The 21,705-nt window shown below is 71.6% G+C and carries 24 protein-coding genes; 12 read left to right on the top strand and 12 right to left on the bottom strand.

Annotation, left to right across the window (positions count from 1 at the left end; all coding sequences use genetic code 11):
• Nucleotides 1-122 precede the first annotated feature (122 nt).
• Entirely contained in the window at nucleotides 123-1,292 is a 1,170-nt protein-coding gene (gene tuf, locus ACWDZ7_RS08875; protein WP_451795986.1) for an elongation factor Tu, read from the top strand.
• Between the two features lie 95 nt (nucleotides 1,293-1,387).
• On the opposite strand, the gene ACWDZ7_RS08880 is transcribed toward tuf, so the two are convergent.
• Both ACWDZ7_RS08880 and ACWDZ7_RS08885 read right to left on the bottom strand, forming a co-directional pair.
• Nucleotides 1,388-2,416: a hypothetical protein gene (locus tag ACWDZ7_RS08880; RefSeq protein WP_451795987.1), complete on the bottom strand. Its 1,029-nt coding sequence runs from the start codon at nucleotides 2,414-2,416 to the stop codon at nucleotides 1,388-1,390.
• A gap of 328 nt (nucleotides 2,417-2,744) precedes the next feature.
• Entirely contained in the window at nucleotides 2,745-3,035 is a 291-nt protein-coding gene (locus tag ACWDZ7_RS08885; protein ID WP_451795988.1) for a hypothetical protein, read from the bottom strand.
• A 15-nt stretch (nucleotides 3,036-3,050) separates the two neighbouring features.
• Here ACWDZ7_RS08885 and ACWDZ7_RS08890 point away from each other — a divergent pair, with 15 nt between their 5' ends.
• Nucleotides 3,051-3,842, top strand: a complete 792-nt coding sequence (locus ACWDZ7_RS08890; protein ID WP_451795989.1) for a spermidine synthase — start codon at nucleotides 3,051-3,053, stop codon at nucleotides 3,840-3,842.
• 182 nt (nucleotides 3,843-4,024) lie between these two features.
• Here the strand turns inward: ACWDZ7_RS08890 and ACWDZ7_RS08895 are convergent, their stop codons facing one another.
• The 4 genes from ACWDZ7_RS08895 to ACWDZ7_RS08910 all read right to left on the bottom strand — a co-directional run bounded on the left by ACWDZ7_RS08895 (nucleotide 4,025) and on the right by ACWDZ7_RS08910 (nucleotide 8,647).
• Nucleotides 4,025-5,338 carry an MFS transporter gene (locus ACWDZ7_RS08895; RefSeq protein WP_451795990.1) on the bottom strand — a complete coding sequence of 438 codons (1,314 nt, stop codon included), beginning with the start codon at nucleotides 5,336-5,338 and terminating at the stop codon, nucleotides 4,025-4,027.
• Between the two features lie 89 nt (nucleotides 5,339-5,427).
• Nucleotides 5,428-6,546 carry a hypothetical protein gene (locus tag ACWDZ7_RS08900; RefSeq protein WP_451795991.1) on the bottom strand — a complete coding sequence of 373 codons (1,119 nt, stop codon included), beginning with the start codon at nucleotides 6,544-6,546 and terminating at the stop codon, nucleotides 5,428-5,430.
• Between the two features lie 75 nt (nucleotides 6,547-6,621).
• Nucleotides 6,622-7,617 carry a hypothetical protein gene (locus ACWDZ7_RS08905; protein WP_451795992.1) on the bottom strand — a complete coding sequence of 332 codons (996 nt, stop codon included), beginning with the start codon at nucleotides 7,615-7,617 and terminating at the stop codon, nucleotides 6,622-6,624.
• A gap of 31 nt (nucleotides 7,618-7,648) precedes the next feature.
• The gene (locus ACWDZ7_RS08910) at nucleotides 7,649-8,647 is read right to left on the bottom strand and encodes a hypothetical protein (protein WP_451795993.1); all 999 of its coding nucleotides are present in this window, start codon (nucleotides 8,645-8,647) and stop codon (nucleotides 7,649-7,651) included.
• Between the two features lie 96 nt (nucleotides 8,648-8,743).
• Between ACWDZ7_RS08910 and ACWDZ7_RS08915 the strand changes: the two genes are divergently transcribed.
• The 3 genes from ACWDZ7_RS08915 to ACWDZ7_RS08925 all read left to right on the top strand — a co-directional run bounded on the left by ACWDZ7_RS08915 (nucleotide 8,744) and on the right by ACWDZ7_RS08925 (nucleotide 10,396).
• Nucleotides 8,744-9,187 (top strand): DUF4442 domain-containing protein, encoded by a 444-nt coding sequence (locus ACWDZ7_RS08915; RefSeq protein WP_451796233.1) that lies wholly within the window; start codon nucleotides 8,744-8,746, stop codon nucleotides 9,185-9,187.
• Between the two features lie 16 nt (nucleotides 9,188-9,203).
• Complete coding sequence (locus tag ACWDZ7_RS08920) at nucleotides 9,204-9,614, top strand: NUDIX hydrolase (protein ID WP_451795994.1); 411 nt, start codon at nucleotides 9,204-9,206, stop codon at nucleotides 9,612-9,614.
• 110 nt (nucleotides 9,615-9,724) lie between these two features.
• A complete protein-coding gene (locus tag ACWDZ7_RS08925) occupies nucleotides 9,725-10,396 on the top strand; it encodes a DedA family protein (protein WP_451795995.1) in 672 nt (223 codons plus the stop codon).
• Nucleotide 10,397: 1 nt separating this feature from the next.
• Here the strand turns inward: ACWDZ7_RS08925 and ACWDZ7_RS08930 are convergent, their stop codons facing one another.
• Nucleotides 10,398-10,931: a gamma carbonic anhydrase family protein gene (locus ACWDZ7_RS08930; protein ID WP_451513750.1), complete on the bottom strand. Its 534-nt coding sequence runs from the start codon at nucleotides 10,929-10,931 to the stop codon at nucleotides 10,398-10,400.
• Between the two features lie 142 nt (nucleotides 10,932-11,073).
• Between ACWDZ7_RS08930 and ACWDZ7_RS08935 the strand changes: the two genes are divergently transcribed.
• On the top strand, nucleotides 11,074-11,811 hold the full coding sequence (locus tag ACWDZ7_RS08935) for an acyltransferase (protein WP_451795996.1): 738 nt from the start codon (nucleotides 11,074-11,076) through the stop codon (nucleotides 11,809-11,811).
• A gap of 16 nt (nucleotides 11,812-11,827) precedes the next feature.
• Here ACWDZ7_RS08935 and ACWDZ7_RS08940 read toward each other — a convergent pair whose 3' ends face one another.
• Entirely contained in the window at nucleotides 11,828-12,691 is an 864-nt protein-coding gene (locus tag ACWDZ7_RS08940) for an EamA family transporter (protein ID WP_451795997.1), read from the bottom strand.
• Nucleotides 12,692-12,785: 94 nt separating this feature from the next.
• Between ACWDZ7_RS08940 and ACWDZ7_RS08945 the strand changes: the two genes are divergently transcribed.
• Together ACWDZ7_RS08945 and ACWDZ7_RS08950 are read left to right on the top strand one after the other, a co-directional pair.
• Entirely contained in the window at nucleotides 12,786-13,370 is a 585-nt protein-coding gene (locus tag ACWDZ7_RS08945; protein WP_451795998.1) for a helix-turn-helix domain-containing protein, read from the top strand.
• Nucleotides 13,371-13,397: 27 nt separating this feature from the next.
• Complete coding sequence (locus ACWDZ7_RS08950; RefSeq protein WP_451795999.1) at nucleotides 13,398-13,955, top strand: YbaK/EbsC family protein; 558 nt, start codon at nucleotides 13,398-13,400, stop codon at nucleotides 13,953-13,955.
• Between the two features lie 24 nt (nucleotides 13,956-13,979).
• On the opposite strand, the gene ACWDZ7_RS08955 is transcribed toward ACWDZ7_RS08950, so the two are convergent.
• The 3 genes from ACWDZ7_RS08955 to ACWDZ7_RS08965 all read right to left on the bottom strand — a co-directional run bounded on the left by ACWDZ7_RS08955 (nucleotide 13,980) and on the right by ACWDZ7_RS08965 (nucleotide 16,908).
• Nucleotides 13,980-15,152 carry an acyl-CoA dehydrogenase family protein gene (locus ACWDZ7_RS08955; protein WP_451796000.1) on the bottom strand — a complete coding sequence of 391 codons (1,173 nt, stop codon included), beginning with the start codon at nucleotides 15,150-15,152 and terminating at the stop codon, nucleotides 13,980-13,982.
• Nucleotides 15,149-16,345: a CaiB/BaiF CoA transferase family protein gene (locus ACWDZ7_RS08960; protein WP_451796001.1), complete on the bottom strand. Its 1,197-nt coding sequence runs from the start codon at nucleotides 16,343-16,345 to the stop codon at nucleotides 15,149-15,151. The genes ACWDZ7_RS08955 and ACWDZ7_RS08960 overlap by 4 nt, the downstream gene beginning before the upstream one ends.
• A 158-nt stretch (nucleotides 16,346-16,503) precedes the next feature.
• Nucleotides 16,504-16,908, bottom strand: coding sequence for a RidA family protein (locus tag ACWDZ7_RS08965; RefSeq protein ID WP_451796002.1), 405 nt, complete (start codon nucleotides 16,906-16,908; stop codon nucleotides 16,504-16,506).
• A gap of 226 nt (nucleotides 16,909-17,134) precedes the next feature.
• Between ACWDZ7_RS08965 and ACWDZ7_RS08970 the strand changes: the two genes are divergently transcribed.
• Genes ACWDZ7_RS08970 through ACWDZ7_RS08985 form a run of 4 tightly spaced genes read left to right on the top strand, consistent with a single transcriptional unit; the run spans nucleotide 17,135 to nucleotide 20,608 of the window.
• The gene (locus tag ACWDZ7_RS08970; RefSeq protein WP_451796003.1) at nucleotides 17,135-17,905 is read left to right on the top strand and encodes a GNAT family N-acetyltransferase; all 771 of its coding nucleotides are present in this window, start codon (nucleotides 17,135-17,137) and stop codon (nucleotides 17,903-17,905) included.
• Nucleotides 17,902-18,804: a lysophospholipid acyltransferase family protein gene (locus ACWDZ7_RS08975; RefSeq protein ID WP_451796004.1), complete on the top strand. Its 903-nt coding sequence runs from the start codon at nucleotides 17,902-17,904 to the stop codon at nucleotides 18,802-18,804. Before ACWDZ7_RS08970 ends, ACWDZ7_RS08975 begins: the two co-directional genes overlap by 4 nt.
• An 11-nt stretch (nucleotides 18,805-18,815) precedes the next feature.
• On the top strand, nucleotides 18,816-19,355 hold the full coding sequence (locus tag ACWDZ7_RS08980) for an ArsR/SmtB family transcription factor (protein WP_451796005.1): 540 nt from the start codon (nucleotides 18,816-18,818) through the stop codon (nucleotides 19,353-19,355).
• A complete protein-coding gene (locus ACWDZ7_RS08985; RefSeq protein ID WP_451796006.1) occupies nucleotides 19,352-20,608 on the top strand; it encodes an MFS transporter in 1,257 nt (418 codons plus the stop codon). The genes ACWDZ7_RS08980 and ACWDZ7_RS08985 overlap by 4 nt, the downstream gene beginning before the upstream one ends.
• On the opposite strand, the gene ACWDZ7_RS08990 is transcribed toward ACWDZ7_RS08985, so the two are convergent.
• Nucleotides 20,601-21,650 (bottom strand): chitinase, encoded by a 1,050-nt coding sequence (locus tag ACWDZ7_RS08990; protein ID WP_451796007.1) that lies wholly within the window; start codon nucleotides 21,648-21,650, stop codon nucleotides 20,601-20,603. The two genes, ACWDZ7_RS08985 and ACWDZ7_RS08990, sit on opposite strands and share 8 nt — an antisense overlap.
• Between the last annotated feature and the right edge of the window lie 55 nt (nucleotides 21,651-21,705).

The following is a 21,705-nucleotide window of genomic DNA, read 5'->3' on the forward strand; positions in this document are numbered from 1 at the left end:
CCCCGGAGACTCCGGCGGACCCCGCAAGGGGAGGGTCGGTTCGGCCCCCGGGGTCCCCGTCCCGACCGCGCGCACACCGCCGGTCAGGGGCAGCAGCTTCGAGTTCCGGAGAAGGAACCACCATGCCCAAGACGGCTTACGTCCGCACGAAACCGCACCTGAACATCGGCACCATGGGCCACGTCGACCACGGCAAGACGACCCTGACCGCCGCCATCACCAAGGTCCTCAGCGAGCGCGGCACCGGCACGTTCGTGCCGTTCGACCGCATCGACCGGGCGCCGGAGGAGGCGCAGCGCGGCATCACCATCAACATCGCGCACGTCGAGTACGAGACGGACACCCGGCACTACGCGCACGTGGACATGCCGGGCCACGCCGACTACGTCAAGAACATGGTCACCGGCGCCGCCCAGCTCGACGGGGCGATCCTCGTCGTCTCGGCGCTCGACGGGGTCATGCCGCAGACCGCCGAGCACGTGCTGCTCGCCCGCCAGGTCGGTGTCGACCACATCGTCGTCGCCCTCAACAAGGCGGACGCGGGTGACGAGGAGCTCACCGACCTCGTCGAGCTGGAGGTCCGCGACCTGCTCTCCGCGCACGGATACGGAGGCGACTCCGTGCCCGTCGTACGGGTGTCCGGACTCAGGGCGCTGGAGGGCGACCCGCGGTGGACCGCCGCGGTCGAGGCGCTGCTGGACGCCGTGGACACGTACGTGCCGATGCCCGAGCGCTATCTCGACGCGCCGTTCCTGCTGCCCGTCGAGAACGTGCTCACCATCACCGGGCGCGGCACCGTCGTCACCGGCGCCGTCGAGCGCGGCACCGTCCGTCTCGGTGACCGCGTGGAGGTCCTCGGCGCGGACACGGAGACGGTGGTCACCGGCCTGGAGACCTTCGGCAAGCCCATGACGGAGGCGCAGGCGGGCGACAACGTGGCGCTGTTGCTGCGCGGCCTGCCACGCGACGCGGTGCGCCGGGGCCATGTGGTCGCGGCGCCCGGCAGCGTCGGTCCGCGGCGGCGCTTCACCGCGCAGGTGTACGTCCTGTCGGCGCGGGAGGGCGGCCGTACGACGCCGATCGCCACGGGGTACCGGCCGCAGTTCTACATCCGCACGGCGGACGTGGTCGGCGACGTCGACCTCGGCGAGGCGGCCGTGGCCCGCCCCGGCGACACGGTCACGATGACCGTCGAACTGGGCCGCGACGTGCCGCTGGAGACCGGCCTCGGCTTCGCGATCCGCGAGGGTGGCCGCACCGTCGGAGCGGGCACCGTGACGGAGGTCGGCTGACGGGCCGCGTCCCGTCGCGACTGTCGGGGCGAGCCCGCTGTGGGCTCGCCCCGACGTGTGACCCCGACGTGTGAGCCGGAAGTCCAGTGCTGCTGTCAGGCGCGTTCTTGGAAGGCGTGCCACAGGGCGCCTTCGCCGCCCCGGTAGAAGACGAAGATCCGGCCGTCGCGGCTGAGCGCGGGTACGGGGTTGTTGTTCACCCCCGAGGTGATGTCCGCGAACGGTACGTACTCCAGACTGCCGCGTTCCTTCTGGGCGGCGGTCAGCAGCTGATCGCCGCTGCCGCGGACGAAGACGTGCTGGCGGCCGTCGGCGGCCAGGATGGAGCGGGGGATTCCGGTGAGGTTGCCCTTGAGGCTGTAGGTCGTTTTGGAGAAGCTGCTGTAGCCGGTGACGTGGCCGAACCACCACGACTCGTTGTTCGAGCCCCAGTAGTGCACATCCAGGTGCCCGTTGCAGTCGGGCAGGACGTGCAGCCCGCCCTTCACGCCGGTGGTGATCTTGGCGTAGCCCTCCCACTCGGTGGCGTCGGCGGCTTTCTGGGTGTTGGTGAACGCCTCGTCGCCCTGGCCGATGTGCACGACGGAGACCCGGCCGTCCGCGGCGAGCCCGGCTGCGAGACGCTCGCCCTTGGCCGTGCCGCCGAGGTTGACCGGAGTGTTCCAGTCCGCGGAGTCCAGGGCCTTCTGCCGGGTCTCCCAGATCGCGCGTTCGCCGCCGATGTAGAAGATCGAGATCCGCCCGTTGGCGTTGAGCACCGGCGTCGGGTTGCTGTTCACTCCGCCGGTGATCGCGGTCGGGGTGCCGAAGCCCCCGTTGATCTCGTTCTGCCGGACGCGCATGAGCTGGTTGTCCCGGCTGCGCCAGAACACGTGGATCAGCCCGTCCCGGCCGCGCAGCGCGGCGGGCGTGCCGACGATCCGGGCGTTGGGCACCAGTTCCTTGTCCTTGGTCCAGTTCAGGTCGTGGTTCTGCCAACTCGCGTACAGGGTGTTGCCGCCGCCCTGATAGATCACCAGAAGCCGGCCGTCGGCGTTGGGCGCCACCGCCACGTCTTCGGTGAACGAGCCACCGAGGTTGATCGGGGTCCCCCAGCGCATTCCCGTGGTCGTCGGAGGTGCCATTGTGTGCCCCCTCTGTTGGAGGGTGCCCACAGTGACACGCTGCGGCTGACGGTCCACATGCCGAAGCGCGCCGATCGGGGGTTGGCCAGAACCTCGTCACCGGCCGTGGGGGCACCTGCGCCCCAGCGCCCAGGTCGTCCGACGCCTGTGACGATTCTTGCCCACATCCGCGCCTACGATGATCACTTCTGAGCCCTGGTCCGCCACATCCCGCCAGCTCCACGTGGTTCATCCGCCACCGGGCCGTCCAAAACCCGGCGGCTCTGGCGCCGGGCGGCCCTCCGGGTGCCTTCCCCGAGTAGTTCAACGGCTGTTGCCCCCCGCCGACTTACCCGGAGAGCGTCGAACCTCCGGGACGGGCGGGCACAATGGGCGCGTGGACGAGCGTGAGTTCGAGGGCGGTGGCGAGGGCGTGGGCGGGGGCGTGGGCGGGGCGGAATCTGCGGCCCCGGTCGCGGCCGCGGCCGGTGGTGCGGGTGGCGGTGCTGAGGCGCGGAGCGGGGATGAGGAGGGGGTGGCGCGGGTCGATCCCCGGGGCGCGGAGGTGGCAAGGGCTGCGGCTGGCGGTGGGAGTGGTGCGGAGGGCGAGGCCGTGCCGGTGGTTCGGGAGGTTGAGCACGGTACCGCCAAGTTGATGCCTGACATCGACCGGCCGCGTGCCTGGCTGCTCACCGTCGACGGGGCGCCCCAGTCGTACGTGGACCTGGACGCGCCCACTCACCTGGAGTTCGAGTACGCGCGGCGGCTCGCCCACGTCCTGGACACCGCGGCCGAGCCGGACCGTCCGCTCGACGTCGTCCACCTCGGCGGGGGCGCCCTCACGCTGCCCCGCTATGTCGCCGCCACCCGCCCCGGCTCCCGGCAGGACGTCGTCGAGGCCGACCGCGGGCTGCTCCGACTGGTAGCCGAGCGGCTGCCGTTGGCCGAAGGGTCAGGGGTCACCGTGCACGGCGCGGACGCGAGGCAGTGGCTCGACGAGGCGCCCGACGACAGCGCCGATCTCCTCGTCGCCGATGTCTTCGGCGGCTCCCGGGTGCCGGCGCACCTCACCACGGTCGCCTACGCGAGGACCGCCGACCGCGTGCTGCGCCCCGGCGGCCACTACACGGCGAACCTCGCCGACGGTGCGCCCTTCGCCTTCCTCCGCTCCCAACTCGCCACGTTCGCCGAGGTCTTCGAGGAGCTCGCGCTGATCGCCGAGCCGTCCGTACTGCGCGGCCGCCGCTTCGGGAACGCGGTACTCATCGCCTCGCACGCCCCCATCGACATCGCGGCACTCGCCCGACGCGCGGCGTCCGACGCCTTTCCCGCCCGCGTCGAACACGGCGAGCCGCTGCGGCGCCTCATCGGAGACGCGCAGGCGGTACGCGACGAGGACGCGGTGCCTTCGCCCGAGCCGCCGGATGGGGCCTTCAGTATCGGGTGAGTCGGGGGTGTCGGCTGGGCGGGGTCTGGGGTGGCCGAGTGTGGCGAGTTGCCGCGGTGTTTCGTCGGGGACGCGAAGGCAGGCGGTACGTGACTTGGACGCGGTGCCTTCGCCCGAGCCGCCGGATGGGGCTTTCAGCGTCGGCTGAAACTCGGGGTGCCGGCTGGGCGGGGCGTGGCGCCCTACCCGAGTCGCCCGGCGGGGGTTTCCGCGTCGGCTGAGGCCACTGGGTCGGCCAGGCGGGGCGCGGGTACGGCCGTCGCTTCCTTCGTACGCCGTGTCAGGTTGCGTACGTCCGGGACGAATAGGACGGCCGCCGTCACGAGCACCACGAGCACCGCGCACCCCCACAGCGACGGGGCGCGCCCGAACGCGGACTCCGCGGGGCCGGCGAGGGCCGTCGCCAGCGGCACCATCGCGATCGAGCCGAACCAGTCGTACGCGGCGACGCGCGACAGCTTCTCCTCCGGGATCTCCTGGTGCATCGCGGTCATCCAGGAGACGCCGAACACCTCGACCGCCACCCCGCTGACGAACATCACCGCGGCGAGCCCGGCCACCGGCAGCGGCACGGCGAGCGCCGCCGACGGGGCGGCCAGCGGGAAGACGCACAGGGTGCCCGCGAGCAGCAGTCGCCGCGGTTTCCACCGCGTCATCAGGAACGCGCCCCCGACCGTGCCCGCGCCGAACGCGCCGAGCGCCAGGCCCCACGGCCCCGCGCCGCCCAGCTCGTCGCGGGCGACCAGCGGCCCGAACACCGACTCGGCGGCCCCGACCACCGCCACCACGACCGAGAACTGCGCCACGATCGACCAGAGCCAGGTGCGCCCTGTGAACTCCCGCCAGCCGTCCCGCAGGTCGGAGAGCAGTCCGCCACCGGGCGCGCGCTCGGGGATGTGGCTGACGTCGAGGAAAGAACGCAGCGCCCCGGCGACCGCGAACGCCGCCGCGTCCACGGCGAGCACCCAGCCGGGGCCGATCGCCGCGACCATCAGGCCGCCGAGCGCGGCGCCGCCGAGGCCCGCGCCCTGCATCGCCATCCGGTACATCGCGAACGCCCGGCTGACCTGTTCGCCGCTGACCGACGACATCAGCATGCCCTCGGCCGCGGGGCCGAAGAAGGCCTGGCCGACGCCGCCGAGACCGGTGAGCAGCATCATCTGCCACAGCTGCGGCTCGCCCGCGATGACGAGCACGGCGAAGGCGGCCTGCGACACGCAGTTGAGGGCGTTGGCGGCGACCATCACATGGTGCCGCGGCAGCCGGTCGGCGACCGCCCCGCCTATGAGCAGGAACAGCACGAGCGGCAGTGTCCGCGCGGCCGCCACGAGCCCGACGTCCCCGCCGTCACCCCCGGCGTCGAGAACCGCGAACGCCGCCGCGATCAACGCCCCGTGACTTCCGAGGTTCGTCACGATCGCGGCGGCGGTCAGCAGCGTGTAGTTGCGCCCCGCCCAGGAGGGGCGGCGGCGCGGGGGCGGGGCGGGAGTCGTCACCCAGGGACTATCCCCGGCGGCGGGCCGACTTGCCAAACTGTTTCTCTCTGTGGCGCGGCATGCCGCTCGGCATGACCCCGCGGCTCAGCTCAGGACTCCTCGGACCCCGCCGCGCTCCACCGCACGGTGTCGAGGATCTTCTTCACCATGGCGTCGGACACCTCGTCCTTGACGCCCTTGGCACCGTAGAGGGTCCAGGCCACGTACTCACCGGCCTCGTTCTTGAAGGCGAACGTGGTGGCCTTGCCCTCCGAGTCGCACTTGGCGGAGGTGGCGGCGCCGGACGTCGTCGACGTGGCGATGCTGCCCTTGACGCCCGACTTGGTGGTGTACTTCTCCGCCTTGCCGATCTTGATCTTCTTCTTGTCGGCCTTGGTCTGCTCGGTGTAGCCGCCGAAGACCCACCAGGCCGAGTCGTTGCGTGCGACGTCCTTGGTGTTCTTGGCGCCGTTCTGGCCCTTGGTGCCGACCGCGGCGAGCGAGGTGTCGTCGGGCTCGCCGTCCTTGTCGTCGTCGGACGTGCACCACTTCTCTTTGAGGATCGCGGGCGCGGACATGCCGATGATCGACTTCGCGCCCTCGTCCTTGCGGTCGTCGAAGCCGATGAACGTGTCCGGGGTCTCGACCTTCCAGTCGGCCGGGACGTCGAAGGCGGTGCCCCACTTGGGGTTCACCACGACCTGCCAGCCGGGGACCGTCGGCTTGTCCTCGCCGCCCTCACCGCGCTCGTTCCCGCCGTCGGTGGCCGTGGGGCTCGGCTTCTTGGTCACGGACTTGGAGGGCGTCGCCGGGCCCGCCTTGTCGTCCTTCTCGTCCTTGTCACCGCCGAGGACCAGGAAGCCGGTGACGCCGGCCGCCACCACCACGGCCAGCGAGGCGACGATGGCGGTCATCTTCGTCTTGTTGCCGCCGCCACCGCCCTGGCCGCCACCGCCCTGGCCACCGGTGCTCTGCTGAGGCAGGCCGGTCGGCGGCGTCGGAGCGGACCACTGTGACTGCTCGGGCTGCGAGAACGCGCCCGAGTGCGGCTGCTGCGGCTGCTGGTAGCCGCCCGCCGGCGGCTGCTGCGGGTAGCCACCCCCGGGCTGCTGCTGGTACCCCGGCTGCTGATAGGGGTTCGGCGCCTGGTACCCCGGCTGCTGGTACGGGTTCGGATTCTGGTCCTGCGGGTTCTGCTCGCCCCCGGGCGGCTGCTGTTCTGGCCACATGGCGAGTAACCATAGAGGTGCCGGGGGCCCGGGTGCCACGGGCCCCCGCTCCGCGAGGACTCCGTGAGGACTCCGTCAGGACTCCGTCGGGTCGCCGTGGGTGCGCACCGTGCTGAGGATCTTCATGACCGTCGCCTCCGGAATCTCTTCCTTGACGCCCTTGGCGCCGTAGAGGCTCCACGCGACGTACGCGCCCTCGGAGTTCTTGAAGCCGAAGGTGATCGCCTTGCCGTCCGAGGCGCACTTGCCCTTCTGCGGCGTGTTCGTCGACTCGGCGCGGGCGATGCTGCCCTTGATGCCGGACTTGGTGGTGTACGGCTGGGCCTTCTCGTCGGAGGTGAAGCTCTTCTTGTCCGGCTGGGTGTAACCGGCGTAGACCCACCAGGCGACCTGGTTGACCGCGACCTGGTCGGTGCTCTTCGCGCCGTTGGCGCCCTTGGTGCCGACGGCGGCGAGCTCGTGGTCCTCGGTCCTGCCGTCCTTGTCGTCGTCGGTCGTGCACCACTTGGACTTGAGGTACGCGGGCGCCGACATGGTCATGAGCGGCTTGCCGGTCTTGTTGTCCTCGAAGGCGATCGCGGAACCGGGGTTCTGCACCTCCCACTCGGGCGGTACGTCGAAGGCCGTGCCCCACCTGGGGTTCACCACGACGTGCCAGCCCTTGATGGTCGGCTTCAGGCCGTCGTCCGTGTCGCGCTCGCTGTCGTCGCCGTCGGTGGCCGTGGGGCTCGGCTTCTTGGTCACGGACTTGGAGGGCTTCGCCGGGCCAGCCTTGCCGTCCTTCTCGTCCTTGTCGCCGCCGAGCACCAGGAATCCGGTCACGCCGGCGGCCACGACCACGGCGGCCGCCGTCACGATGGAGACGACCTTGATCCTGTTACCGCCTCCGCCTCCGCCCCTGTCCCCGCCTCCGCCGCCTTTTGGTGCCTGCGGCACCCCCGGCCCGGCCGGTACCGTCGGCGCGCTCCACGAACCCTGCGGTCCGGCAGCCGGCTGCTGGTAGGGGTTCGGCGCCTGATATCCCGGCTGCTGATAGGGATTGGGCTGCTGCTGCTGCTGTCCTGGCCACATGGCCGGAAACGATACGGGGGCCTCGGTTCCCTCAGTCCTCGGGCATCTCGTACTCGCGCACGGTGGAGAGGATCTTCCGCACGGTCGCGTCCGGAAGCTCCCCCGTCACGCCCTTCGCCCCGTGGAAGGACCAGGAGGCGAACTCGCCGTCGGAGTCCTTGAAGGCGAACACCGTGGCCTTGCCGTCGGAGTCGCACTTGTCCTGCTTCTCGGCGCCGGACGACGTGGCGCTCACCAGGCTGCCGCTGAGGCCCGACTTCGTGGTGTACGGCTCCACGGCGCCGGTCGTGACCTTCTTCTTGTCGGGCTGCGCGTAGGCGCCGTAGACCCACATCGTCGCGTCGTTCCGCGCGACCTGCTCCGTGCTCTTGGCGCCCTTGTTCCCGCGGGTGCCCGCCGCGGCGAGCGGCGTGTGGTCCTTGGTGCCGTCCCTGTCGTCGTCGCTCGCGCACCACTTCTCCTTGAAGTAGGCGGGAGCGGCGTACGCGACGAGGAACTGGGCCGCTTCGTCCTCGGCGTCCTTGTCCTCCACGACTCCGCCGGCCCAGTCCCGCGAATCCAGGGACCACTCGGCCGGTACGTCGAACGCGATGCCGCGCCGCGGGTTCACGACGACCTTCCAGCCGGGCACGGTCGGCTCGGGCTCGCCGCCTTCGGCGCGGGGATTGCCGGCGGAGCCGGACGTACTCGGCGAGGCACCGGCCTTCGTCGGCTCGGGCTCCGGCTTCGCGGTGTCGTCCTTGTCGCCGCCGCCCAGGAGCAGGAATCCGGTGGCGCCCGCGGCGACGACCACGGCGGCCGCCGCGGAAAGGGCGATCACCTTGGTCCGCTTGCCATTGCCATTGCCATTGCCATTGCCATTGCTATTGCCGTCGCCGTCTTGCCGGGGCCCGCCGGGCATGGTTGGGGCGTTCCAAGGGGCTTGCCGCCCATAGGGGTTGGGCTGCTGGTACCCCGGCTGCCGGTACGGGTTCTGGCCCTGACCCCGCTGGTTCTGCTCGCCCCCGGGCGGCTGCTGTCCATGCCACATGGGCGTCCACGATAGGCGACGGTGATCCACGGGCAGGAGGGCCCTGGCCAACCGAGACTACTCATGGGTAACATCGCGGCCATGAGCGCAGACCAGATGTCGATCGGCGAGATGCTCGCCGCCACGGTACCGATGGCCAGGACGCTGAACCTGGAGTTCCGTGAGACCACGCCGGACAAGGCCGTGGTGGCCCTGCCCGACCAGAGCGACTACCACAACCACGTCGGCGGCCCGCACGCCGGCGCCATGTTCACGCTGGGCGAGTCGGCGAGCGGGGCCATCGTCCTCGCCGCGTTCGGCGCGCAGCTCTCCCGCGCCGTGCCGCTCGCCGTCAGCGCGGAGATCTCGTACAAGAAGCTGGCCATGGGCCCCGTCACGGCCACGGCCACCCTCGGCCGCCCGGCCGCCGAAGTGATCGCCGAACTCGACGCCGGGAAGCGCCCCGAGTTCCCCGTCACCATCGAGATCCAGCGCACGGACGGCGCGGTGACCGGCGAGATGACGGTCCTGTGGACCTTGAGGCCGAACGGCCCGAGCTGACGGGCAGGTCGCGCACATGTCCCCGACGTGGTGCGTCTCCGTGAAAGGGGTGGCCGTGGACGACCGCGGCCGCGTCCTCCTCCTGAAGAACGAGCGCGAGGAGTGGGAGCTGCCGGGCGGCCGCCTCGAATCGGACGACGTGAGCCCGGAGGCGACGGTCGAACGTGAACTCGCCGAAGAGTCCGGCTGGGTGGTGGAGGCCGGCCCGCTCCTCGACGTCTGGCTCTATCAGCCTCTGCCGCGGACGAGGCCGGAACAGCGCGTCCTCATCGTCACCTACGGTTGCCGGGTCCTCACGCCCGGCCAGGAGCCCGTCCTGAGCCATGAGCACCAGCAGATCGGCCTGTTCACCGCCGACGAGATCCTCCGGCTGAACATGCCGGAGGGTTACAGGCGGTCCATCGGTGCCTGGCTCGCGCGGAGGTGAGCGGCGCCGTTCCGTCCCCACGACCTCGGACGGGTAGGCTGCGCGGCGTGCGCGGCCGTGGGGCGCGTGTGCCGGGGGGCAAGTACTGGGACTAGCGGGAGGAACCGGCGTTGCACGTCCAGGAGTGGCTGGAGCAGGTGCCAGCCGTCAGCATCTACGCGCTGGTGGGAATCGTCATCGGCCTGGAGAGCCTGGGCATTCCGCTGCCCGGAGAGATCGTCCTGGTCTCCGCGGCCCTTCTCTCCTCCCAGCACGGGGACCTCAACCCGGTGATCCTGGGCGTGTGCGCCACCGCGGGCGCCATCATCGGCGACTCCATCGGGTACGCCATCGGGCGCAAGGGCGGCCGGCCGCTGCTCGCATGGCTGGAGCGGAAGTTCCCCAAGCACTTCAGCGCGGCCAACGTCGCGAGCGCCGAGCGGTCCTTCCAGAAGTGGGGCATGTGGGCCGTCTTCTTCGGCCGCTTCGTCGCCCTGCTCCGCATCTTCGCGGGGCCGCTCGCGGGCGTCCTGCGCATGCCGTACTGGAAGTTCCTCATCGCCAACGTCCTGGGCGGCATCGTCTGGGCGGGCGGCACCACCGCGGTCATCTACTACATCGGCGTGGTCGCCGAGGACTGGCTGAAGCGGTTCTCCTACCTGGGGCTCGCCATCGCCGTGCTGATCGGCGTCGGCTCCATGCTGTTCGTCAAGCGCCGGGCGAAGAAGGCCGCGGCCGAGGGGGAGGCCGAGGCCGCGGGCGTCACGGTGGACGAGCGGCAGCCCGTCCCCGTCGCCGACTGAGTCACCCGGTGGCGTGCGCGTCGCGGTGGGCCTTGGCCAGCTCCACGTACATCGTGCCGTTGTAGGAGATGCCCTCGCGCTCCTCGTCCGTGAGCGGCCTGCGCACCTTGGCGGGCACGCCCGCGACGAGTGAGCCCGGGGGCACCCGCATGCCCTGCGGCACGAGAGCCTGCGCGGCGACCAGTGAACCGGCGCCGATCACCGCGCCGTTGAGGACGGTGGCGCCCATCCCGATCAGGCAGTCGTCCTCGACGGTGCAGCCGTGCAGGACGGCGTTGTGCCCCACCGAGACGCGCTCGCCGATGGTGATGGGGAAGCCCAGGTCGACGTGGAGGCTGCAGTTGTCCTGGATGTTGCTGTCGGCGCCCACGACGATGGGCCCGCAGTCGGCGCGCAGCACCGCGCCGTACCAGGCGCTGGCCCCGGCGTGCAGCGTCACCTCGCCCAGCACGACCGACGTCGGCGCGGTGAAGGCGTCCTGATCGATCTTCGGGTCCTTGCCGCCGATGCCGGTGATGAGTGCCTCGTGGCTCATCGACTCGCTCCCTTTTCCGTACGTCTTCGTCTCGTCGCGCCTGACGGCACCGTACGGGACGGGGCGGTGGACACGGCCGTGTGGGGTGAAGATCACAGGCCATGGGCCTGCGGGGCCCGATGGCACTGAGTAACGTGAGCGCGTGCCGAAGAACAGGAACACGTTCTCATCCCTTGCCGCCGCGCCGCGCCGCCTCGCGCAGCGCGCGGTCCACTCGGGCTGGGCGTGGGTGCAGCGGACGGGCGCGGTGACCGCCGCGCACCCGGGACGGCTGCGGTTCGGCGCGATCGGCGAGGGCACGAAGCTGGCCTTCCCGCAGGGCACGGTCTTCGGTGAGCCGTGGATCAGGATCGGCGACCACTGCATCGTGGGCGAGCACGTCACGCTCACCGCCGGGATGATGCCGGACCTCGACCTCGGCCCCGATCCGATACTCCGTATCGGCAACGGCGTCGTGCTCGGCCGCGGCAGCCACGTCATCGCGGACACCACGGTCACGATCGGCGACGACTGCTACTTCGGCCCCTATGTCTACGTGACGTCCACCAACCACTCGTACGACGATCCGCACACGCCCATCGGCAAGCAGTGGCCGCGCATGGACCCGGTGGACATCGGCCCGGGCTGCTGGATAGGGACGGGCGCGGTGATCCTGCCGGGGGCCCGGATCGGCCGCAATGTCGTGGTCGCCGCGGGCGCGGTCGTGCGGGGGGAGGTTCCCGACCACGCGGTGGTGGCGGGGGCGCCGGCCCGTGTCGTACGTACGTGGGATGCCGACCGGGGGTGGCAGCCTCCGCTGCGTACGCCTGCGCCCGTGCCTATTCCTGACGGGGTCACGCCGGAACAGTTGATCGCCCTGGGGGAGTCGGGGGAGGCTTAGCCGGGCGCTCCGCCGTTCAGCTTGCCAGGAGGACCGTGCCGACCAGGGCCAGGCCCGCTCCCGCCGCCTGTATCCCCCGCAGCCGCTCCTTGAGTACGACGCCCGCGGCGAGCGCGGTGATCACCGGGTAGACGGAGGAGAGTACGGCGGCGACGGTGACCGGGCCGTTCTGGGCCGCGACGGAGTACGTGCCGTTGGCCGCGACGTCCGCCAGGCCGACGAAGGCGAGGGCGGGGAGCGACGCCCAGATGACGCCCATGCCGGAGCCCTCGGGCAGGGCCGTGCCGCCGCGCTTCACGGAGACGTACAGCGCCGTGCCGCCCGCCACCACGTTCGTCACGCGCTGCACGAAGAGGGCCAGGAACAGTCCGGTGAGGCTGCTGGAAGCCTCGGCGATCAGGGCCATGACGCCGCCGAAGCCGAAGGCCGCGAGCAGCGTGAGCAGGACCGCCTGCCGCTGCACGGGGGCACCGCGCAGCTCGGGGCCGCCCGCGAGCACGATGCCCGCCACGGCCACGGCGATGCCCGCGAACTGCGCGAGCCCGGGCCGTTCGCCGAGCAGGAGCCCGACGCCGACCGGCACGGCGACGCCGAGCGAGCCGAGCGGCGAGACGACGCCCATCGGTCCGAGGGCGAGGGCCTTGTAGAACGCGAGCATGGCGACGGGGCCGACCAGACCCGCCCCGACCGCGAACCACAGCTGCGGCCCCCACTCCGTCCATCCACCGGTCGCGACCACGATGACGCCGAGCACGACCACGGCGATCGCCTGCGAGGCGAAGACCACCGTGAGGGCGGGGACGCGGCGGGTCAGCAGTCCGCCGCCGAAGTCGGCGAGGCCCCAGAGGAGGCTGGTGGCCAGGGCGAACAGTACGGTCATGGAGAAGCCTCGCAGTACAGTGTGTTGAACCATCAGGTGCACCACACCGTAGTTCAGTACAGTGAACTCTGTCATCCAAAATATTGGACGGAATGTGTCGGACCTCGACCAGCTGACCCAGTCGCTCGCGCGCAACCTCAAGCGCTGGCGCAACGAAAGGGGCTTCACCCTCGACGCCCTGGCGGCCCGCGCGGGCGTGAGCCGCGGCATGATCATCCAGATCGAGCAGGCCAGGACCAACCCCAGCGTGGGCATCACGGTGAAGCTCGCGGACGCGCTGGGCGTCAGCATCACCACGCTCCTGGACTACGAACAGGGCCCCCACGTCCGGCTCGTGCCGCCGGAGCAGGCGGTGCGCATGTGGTCCACGGACGCGGGCAGCAGCACCACGCTCCTGGTCGGGGCGGAGGCGCGCGGTCCCTTCGAGCTGTGGTCCTGGCACCTGGTGCCGGGCGAGGGCAGCGAGTCCGACGCGCATCCGCCGGGCACCGTCGAGCTGCTGCACGTATCGCGGGGTGAGCTGACGCTCGTCGTGGACGGCGTCGAGCACGTCGTCGCGGCAGGGTCGGCCGCCACCTTCGAGGCCAATGTGCCGCACAGTTACCGCAACAAGGGCGCCGAGCCGGTCGAGATGACGATGTCGGTCTCGGTGCCACCCGCCCACGCGGCCGCGTACTGACGGTCCGAGGGCTGCTACCGTGCCGCCATGCGTGCTCCCCTCGGTGAATTCGACGTAGTCCGCCCCGCCCCTGAGGTCCTCGACCTGCTGGTCGCGCCCGTCGCGGAAGCCGTACGCGGCTGGAGCGGGCCCGTCCCGGCCGACGAGCTGATCCATGTCGACACCGATCCGCGGTGGGCCGACACCGCCACCTTCCTGGAGCACTACGGTCCCGAACTGCTCGCTCACTCCGCGAACTGCGTGGTCGTCGCGGGCAAGCGCGGCGGCGGGACGACGCTCGCCGCGTGCGTCGTGCTGTCCGGGGCGCGGGTGGACGTGAACGGCGTCGTGCGCCGCCGACTCGGCGCCCGCAAGGCGTCGTTCGCGCCGATGGACACGGCCACGGGTGAGACCGGCATGGAGTACGGCGGCATCACGCCGATCGGCCTGCCCACCGCGTGGCCGCTGCTCGTCGACGCCGCCGTCGCCGATCTGCCGCACGTACTCGTCGGCAGCGGCAGCCGCCGCGGCAAGCTGATCGTGCCGGGCAAGGTATTCGCCGGGCTGCCGAACGCGGTGGTCGTCGAGGGGCTGGGCGTCGCCTGAACACGGCTGCGGACAAGGGGCGGTTCAGGCGTCCAGGCCACCACGCGCGATGAGTTGACGGGCGATCACATTGCGCTGGATCTCGTTGGTGCCCTCGCCGACGATCATCAACGGCGCGTCACGGAAGTACCGTTCGACGTCGAACTCCGTGGAGTAGCCGTTCCCACCGTGGATGCGGACCGCGTCCAGCGTGATCCGCATGGCCGCCTCCGACGCGAACAGCTTGGCCATGCCCGCCTCCATGTCGACGCGCCGGCCCGCGTCGGCCTCCCGGGCCGCGTGCAAGGTGAGCTGGCGGGCCGCGGAGAGCGAAGTCGCCATGTCCGCCAGGTAGTTGCCGATGGACTGGTGCTTCCAGATCGGCACGCCGAACGACTCGCGCTCCTGGGCGTAGCGCAGCGCGTCCTCGAACGCGGCCCGTCCCACGCCGAGCGCGCGGGCCGCGACCTGTAGCCGTCCCGTCTCAAGTCCCTTCATCATCTGTCCGAACCCCTCGCCCTCGACGCCGCCGAGCAGCGCGTCGGCCGGGGCGCGGTAGCCGAAGAAGGACAGCTCGCAGCTCTCCACGCCCTTGTAGCCGAGCTTCGGCAGATCGCGCGAGACGGTCAGGCCGGGGCCGTGCTCGACGAGCAGGACGGAGATGCCGCGGTGCCGGGGTTCGGCGTCCGGGTCGGTCTTGCAGAGCAGCGCGATCAGCCCGGAGCGGCGGGAGTTGGTGATCCACGCCTTCGCACCGTCGACGACATAGCCGCCGCCGTCCTCGTCGCGGCGCGCGACCGTACGCAGCGCCTGGAGGTCGGAGCCGCCGCCCGGCTCGGTCAGCGCCATCGTCGCGCGCACCTCGCCGGTGGCCATGCGCGGCAGCCAGCGGCGCTTCTGCGCGTCGGTGCCGAAGCGCAGGAGCAGCTTCGCGACGACCGTGTGCCCGCCCATCGCGCCCGCCAGACTCATCCAGCCGCGCGCCAGCTCCTCGGTGACCAGGACGTAGCACGGTGTGGAGACCGGGGTGCCGCCGAACTCCTCCGGCACGGCGAGGCCGAAGACGCCCAGCTCCTTCATCTCCTCGATGAGCGCCTCGGGATACGTGTCGGCGTGCTCCAACTCCCGTACGGCCGACCGGACCTCCCGGTCGACGAAGTCCCGCACGGTCGTGACGACCAGCTGCTCGTCCGGGGAGAGGCTGTCGAGGGCGCTCACCGGCAGACCCCCTCCGCGAGCAGTCGCGCGATGTCGTCGGGGTCGCGCCCCAGCTCGGCGAGGATGGCCTCGGTGTGCTCGCCCGCCGCCGGTACCGGGTCCATGCGCGGGGCGACCCCGGAGAGAGCGGCGGGCGGCAGCAGCGCCTGTACGGGTGAGGGCGCGCCCGGCACCCGGACGTCCTGCCAGCGGCCGCGCTCGGTGAGCACGGGGTGGTCGAGGAACTCATGGACCGAATTGACGCCCGCGTTGGCGATGCCGGCCCGGTCGAGCAGCTTCATCGCCTCCTCACCGCCGAGTTCACGGAAGCGTACGGAGATGATCGCGTCGAGGGCTTCCCGGTGCGCCACGCGGTCGGACCCGGTGGCGAACCGCGGATCGTCCACCAGCTCTGGCCGGCCGATGAACTCCCGGCAGAGCGAGGACCATTCGCGTTCGTTCTGGACGGACAGCAGTACGTCCTTGCCGTCCGACGCGGTGAACGGGCCGTACGGGGCGACCGTCGCGTGCCGGGCGCCGACGCGGGGCGGCTGCGTGCCGCCGTACCGCGTGTAGTAGGCGGGCTGGCTCATCCACTCGGCGAGCGCGTCGAAGAGGGAGACCTCCACGGCCGGGGCGCGGCCGGTCGTCGCCCGTGTGAACAGGGCCGACAGGATGCCGCTGTACGCGTACATCCCGCCCGCGATGTCGGCCACCGAGATGCCGACGCGCACCGCCTCGTCCGGGGTGCCGGTGAGCTGGAGCAGCCCTGTCTGGCACTGCACCAGCAGGTCGTACGCCTTGCGGTCCGCCCACGGTCCGTCCGTGCCGTACCCGCTGACGGTGCAGGGGATGAGGGAGGGGTGGCGGGCCTGGAGCTCCTCCGCGCCCAGGCCCATGCGGGCGGCGGCGCCCGGGGCGAGGTTCTGCACGAACACGTCCGCCCCCGCGAGCAACTCCTCCAGGATCTCCCTGCCCCGCTCCGGCTTGAGGTCGAGGGTGAGCGACTCCTTGGAGCGGTTGAGCCAGACGAAATAGCTGGCCTGGCCGTGCACGGTGGTGTCGTACCGCCGCGCGAAGTCACCGCCGCCCGGCCGCTCGACCTTGATGACGCGAGCACCCAGATCGGCGAGCTGCCGGGTGGCGAAGGGCGCGGCGACGGCCTGCTCAAGGCTGACGACGGTGATACCGGCGAGGGGGAGGGGAGGTGGCATGCGGCGTTTGTACGGCGTTGGCCCGGGGCGGGTCAATGGGGCCCCTCGCGAGAAGCCCGGGGACGGGACGGTCAAGACGAGGGGCCGCCACGGCTATGGCGGTGTACGGCCGCGGATACTGCGTAAGGCTGGCTCCTTCTGCGGTTGTACCGCCACCTTTACGGTCGTACCGCCACCGCGTCCACCTCGAACAGCATCCCCGGCAGCGCGAGAGAGGCCACGCCGCTCAGGGTCTGGGCCGGGAGGCGGTCGCCGAAGTGGGCGTGCAGCGCCTTGCCGAGGACCGTCAGCTTGTCCATGTCGTGGTCCACGATGAAGGTGCCGAGCCGGACCACGTGCTCGTAGCCGAGGCCGACCGCCTCCAGCGCCGACCGCAGCCGCTCCAGGGCCAGATCGACCTGGGCGGCGAAGTCCCCCGGCACGGGCGCGCCGGTGGCGTCGGAGGCGTACTGGCCGGCGATGAAGACGAGTTCGCCCGAGGCCGAGACGGCATGGCTGTACCCGAACGGTGTCGGGTCGTGGAGGGCGGCCGGGTTGGTGATCGTGCGCTGGTCAATGGTCATGGTCTCTCGAACATCCAGTGGACGCCGCCCATTCCGGGGGGGGCAGGGGTGAGCGGTGCGGCGTGGGAGGGCCGCGTGGCGTGCCGCGTTCCCGACGTGCGCCGGACGTGCGGCCGACGCGCGTAGTTCAGCTGGTGCCGCCACCGTGCTGAACGTGCCCCCGGGCGGGCGCACCTCTCGTCCGCCTCGCGTACTCGTCCCCACCGCACCGAGAAACGGAAGTGTCATGCCCTCGACATCCTCACCCTCCGCGGCATCGCTGGATCCGACGGCCACCAGCTCGTACGTCACCTCCATCGCGGACACCACCGAACAGATCAGGGCCGCCCAGCGGCTGCGCCACCGCGTCTTCGGCGAAGAGATGGGAGCGACGCTCGACACACCCCTGGCCGGCCACGACATCGACGCCTACGACGACCTGGCCGACCACCTCATCGTCAGCGACACCTCGACCGGCGACGTCGTCGGCACGTACCGGCTGCTGCCGCCCGGTCGGACCGCACGCTCCTACTCCGACGGGGAGTTCGACCTGCGCGCCCTCGGAGCCCTGCGGTCCTCCACCGTCGAGGCGGGCCGCTCCTGCGTCCACCCCGACCACCGTTCCGGGGCTGTCATCAACCTCATGTGGTCCGCGCTCGCCCGCTACGTCCTGCTCTCGGGCCACCGCCACCTGGCGGGCTGCGCCTCCGTGCCGCTGGCCGACGGCGGCCGGGCCGCGTCCAGCGCCTGGCTGCTCGGCACCGCCAAACACGCCGCGCCGCCCGAGCTGCGTGTGCACCCCCGGCGTCCCTGGACCCCCACGGGCCCGGCTCCGGAACGCCCCGCCTACGCCGATCTGCCGCCCCTGCTGCGCGGCTACCTGCGCCTCGGCGCCTGGATGTGCGGAGCCCCCGCGCACGATCCGGAGTTCGACGTCGCGGACTTCTTCGTACTCCTCGACATGGAGCGGCTCAGCGCGCGGCACCGCCGCTACTTCCTGGGCGAGGACGCGCGGTGAGTCCCTGGACGCTCGACCCCGGCTGCCCCGCGAGCTGCGCCGCCGACCCCGTGGCGCGCGTGCCGCTCGTGGAACTCGCCCGCAGGTACGCCGCGTTGACGTACGCGCTGACCCGGGCCGCCGCGCGAGGCGACCGGCTCGCCGACCCCCGCGCCCTGCGCACCGAGGCGCGCGCGGTGCTCGGCGCGCTCGGGGTGCGGTTGGAGGCGGGGTGCGAGGGGCGGCTGAGCGTGCCGGACGGCGCAGGCACGGGGACCCTCGTCGTGGCCAACCACATCTCCTGGCTCGACGTCGTCGCCCTGCTCGCCGTCGAGCCGGTGCGTGTCCTCGCCAAGCGGGAGGTCGCAGGGTGGCCGGTCATCGGCACGCTGGCCCGGCGGGCGGGGACGCGGTTCATCGACAGAGGCGGCAGCCCGCGGCAACTGCCGCGTGCCGTGGCCGAATTGGCGAGCGACCTTCGCGGCGGTACTTCGGTGCTCGTCTTTCCCCAGGCGACGACCTGGTGCTCCCCGGCGGCCGGGCACTTCCGGCGGGCCGCCTTCCAGGCCGCGGCCGACGCGGGCGCGGCCGTACGCCCCGCGACGATCACCTACCGGCAGGGCGGCGTCCCCAGCACCACGGCCGCCTTCCTCGGCGACGAGGACTTCACCGCCTCGCTGCGCCGCGTGGCCGCCGCCCGGAACCTGACCGCGCGGATCACGGCACACGCCCCGCTGCGGGGCACGGACCGGCGCGTACTGGCGGCCGCGGCCCAGCGTGCCGTGAGCCGCTTGAGTTGTCCCCCGAGGTTGGGCTCGCCGCTGTCACTTGCGGAGACTGCCCCGGTGTCGATCGCATCCGGACAGCGAATCCCGGAAGGCCGTAGGGAACCCCCTTGCGCAATGGTCAAGGATCGTTGACCATTGCGCGCATGCCTGCCGATGATCTTCCCGAGACCTTTCACGTCACCACTGAGGACCAGCTACGCGCCGTCTCCAATCTCACCCGTCACCGGATCATGGCCGTGCTCCGCTTCGAGCCGGCGACGATTACGCAGGTCGCCGAGCGGGTGGGCATCGCGAAGGGGAGTTCCAGCTACCACATGCGGCTGCTCGAGCGGGCCGGCCTGGTGACGGTGGTGCGGACGCGGAAGGTCCGGGGGGTCACCGAGCGGTACTACGCGATGGCCGCGCGGGCGATCGTGCTGCCGGACGCGGGGGCGGGACAGCCGGATGTGCTGATGCGGCATGCGGTGGCGGACCTGGAGGCGGCCCCGGCGGATGGTGAGCGGCACGTGCGGATGGCGCATCTGCGGCTCACCGGGGAGCAGTTCGCGGAGTTGGGCGCGCGGTTGCAGGCACTGGCGGACGAGTACCGGGATCTGTCCGACCCGTCGCTGCCGGACGTGTCGCTCGCCTTCGCGCTGTTCCGGCCGGCGCCTCGCGAGCAGGCCGAGGGAGACGTCAAGTGACCTTTCCCGTAAACAAGTTCCCGGCCGGGTTCGGGCGGCTGTGGACCGCGCAGACGGTGTCCTCGCTCGGTGACGGGGTGACGCATGCCGCGCTGCCGCTGCTCGCGTTGACCTTGACGAGGGATCCGATGGCGCTCGCCGTCGTCACGGCGGCCGGGACACTGCCGTGGCTGCTCTTCGGGGTGCTCGGCGGTGCGCTGGTGGACCGCTGGGACCGTCGGCGCACGATGTGGGTCGCGGACGTGGCGCGTGCGGTGCTGCTCGCGATACCGGCGGCGGCAGCCGCGCTCGACGTGCTGAGCATTCCGCTGCTCGCGGCCGTCGCCTTCCTGCTCGGCCTCGGCGGACTCTTCTTCGACACGGCCGCCACGGCCTATCTGCCGGATCTGCTCCGCCGCGACCCCGCACTCCTGGAGCGCGCCAACTCCCGCGTGCGCGGCACTCAGACCGCCGCGTCCGGCTTCGCGGGGCCACCCGCGGGCAGTGCGCTGCTCGCGCTCGGGCGGGCGGTTCCACTGCTCGCCGACGCGGTGTCGTTCGCACTCTCCGCACTGCTCGTACGGTCGCTGCCGGCCGTGCCCCGGCCCGTACCGGAGGCCCGCGAGTCGCTGCTTCGACAGGCGCGGGCCGGGGCCTCGTACGTCTTCCGGGACCGGTTGCTGCTCGGACTCGCGCTCCGTCCAGCGGTCGGGAACGTCGCCTTCCTCGCCGTGGAGACGGTACTGGCCCTCTTCGCGCACGACCGCCTCGGCATCGGCACCTTCGGCTACGGCCTGCTGCTCACGGCGGAGGCCACCGGCGGCCTGCTCGGCGCGGCCATCGCCTCCTTCCTCGGCCGACGACTCGGCACCGGCACCGCACTGACCTGTACGGCCGCGGTCGAGGGGCTTGCCGTCCTGGGTCTTGCCGCCGCCCCGAACCCGTACGTGGCCGGGCTCGCGCTCGCCGTCTGCGGGGCGGGCATGGGCGCCACGATGGTGCTCGGGCCCTCTCTGCGGCAGGCGATCGTCCCGGCCCACCTGATGGGCCGGGTCGCCTCCACCTCCCGCATGCTCGCCATGTGCGCCGCCCCGTTCGGCGCCTTCCTCGGCGGCTGGCTGGCCACCACATACGACGTACGCACCCCGCTGTACGCCGCCACGGGCCTCCTCCTCACCATGACCGCCCTCACAGCGACCATGACCAACAACCGCCGGGTCGAGGCGGCGCTGCGCAGCGCCGCCTCACATCCAGCACGGGCCGGTGCTAAGTGAGCCGCTTGAAGTTGTCCCCGAACGTCCACCCCTTCGACCCGTCCCAGTTGAGGGACCACGTCATCAGGCCCTTCAGGGCGCCGTTGTAGTGGTTCCATGCCTGGGTCACCAGGCTCGGGGCCATGTAGCCGCCGCCCGCGCCGGGTTGGGCGGGCAGGCCAGGGACCTGTTTGTCGTAGGGGACCCTGATGGTGGTGCCCTGGATGACCAGGCCCTTGTCGAGGCAGTCGGTCTGCTTGGTGAAGCCCTGGACGGTGCCCGCCGCGTAGGAGTCGCCGGAGCAGCCGTACATGCTGCCGTTGTAGTACTGCATGTTGAGCCACCACAGGCGGCCGTTGTCCGCGTACTTCTTGATGACGGGCAGGTACGCGCCCCAGATCGAGCCGTACGCGACACTGCCCCCGGTGACGTAGGCCGTCTCGGGGGCCATGGTCAGGCCGAAGTCCGCGGGCATCCGGGCGAGGACGCCGTCGATGATGCGGACGAGGTTGGACTGTGAGGGCGAGAGCTGGTTGATGCTGCCGCTGCCCACGAGGCCGGTCTCGATGTCGATGTCGATGCCGTCGAAGTTGTACTTCTTCAGGATCGGCACGATCGTCTCGACGAAGCGGTCGGCGACCTTGCTGGAGCTCAGGTCGATGCCGGCCGTCGCGCCGCCGATGGACATCAGGATCGTGGCGCCGTCCGCCTTCGCCCGGCACATCTCGGCGGGGGTCGCGACCTTCACCGTCGAGTCCATCCCGTCCTCCCACAGGACGGTGCCGTCGGAGCGGATCACGGGGAAGGCGGCGTTGAGCACGTTGTAGCCGTGCTCGCGGATGCGGGAGTCGGTGATCGGGGTCCAGCCGAACGGCGGGTGTACGCCGTTGGCCGCGCCGTCCCAGTTCTCCCAGTAGCCCTGGAGCACCTTCCCGGCGGGTTTCGACTTGACCGCGCAGGTGTCGGCCGCGGGAGCGGAGGGGGCCGCCGCGGCGGCCGGCAGTTGTGCGGCACAGGCCAGCGCCAGGGCGGTCCCCAGCAGGCGTAACGTCCGACCGATCACGCTGTGCTCCTTGGGTGCGTGGGGGAGAGGAGACGAGACGTGCGTGGTGCGAAGC

The organism is Streptomyces sp. NPDC003032 (genome assembly GCF_053591415.1).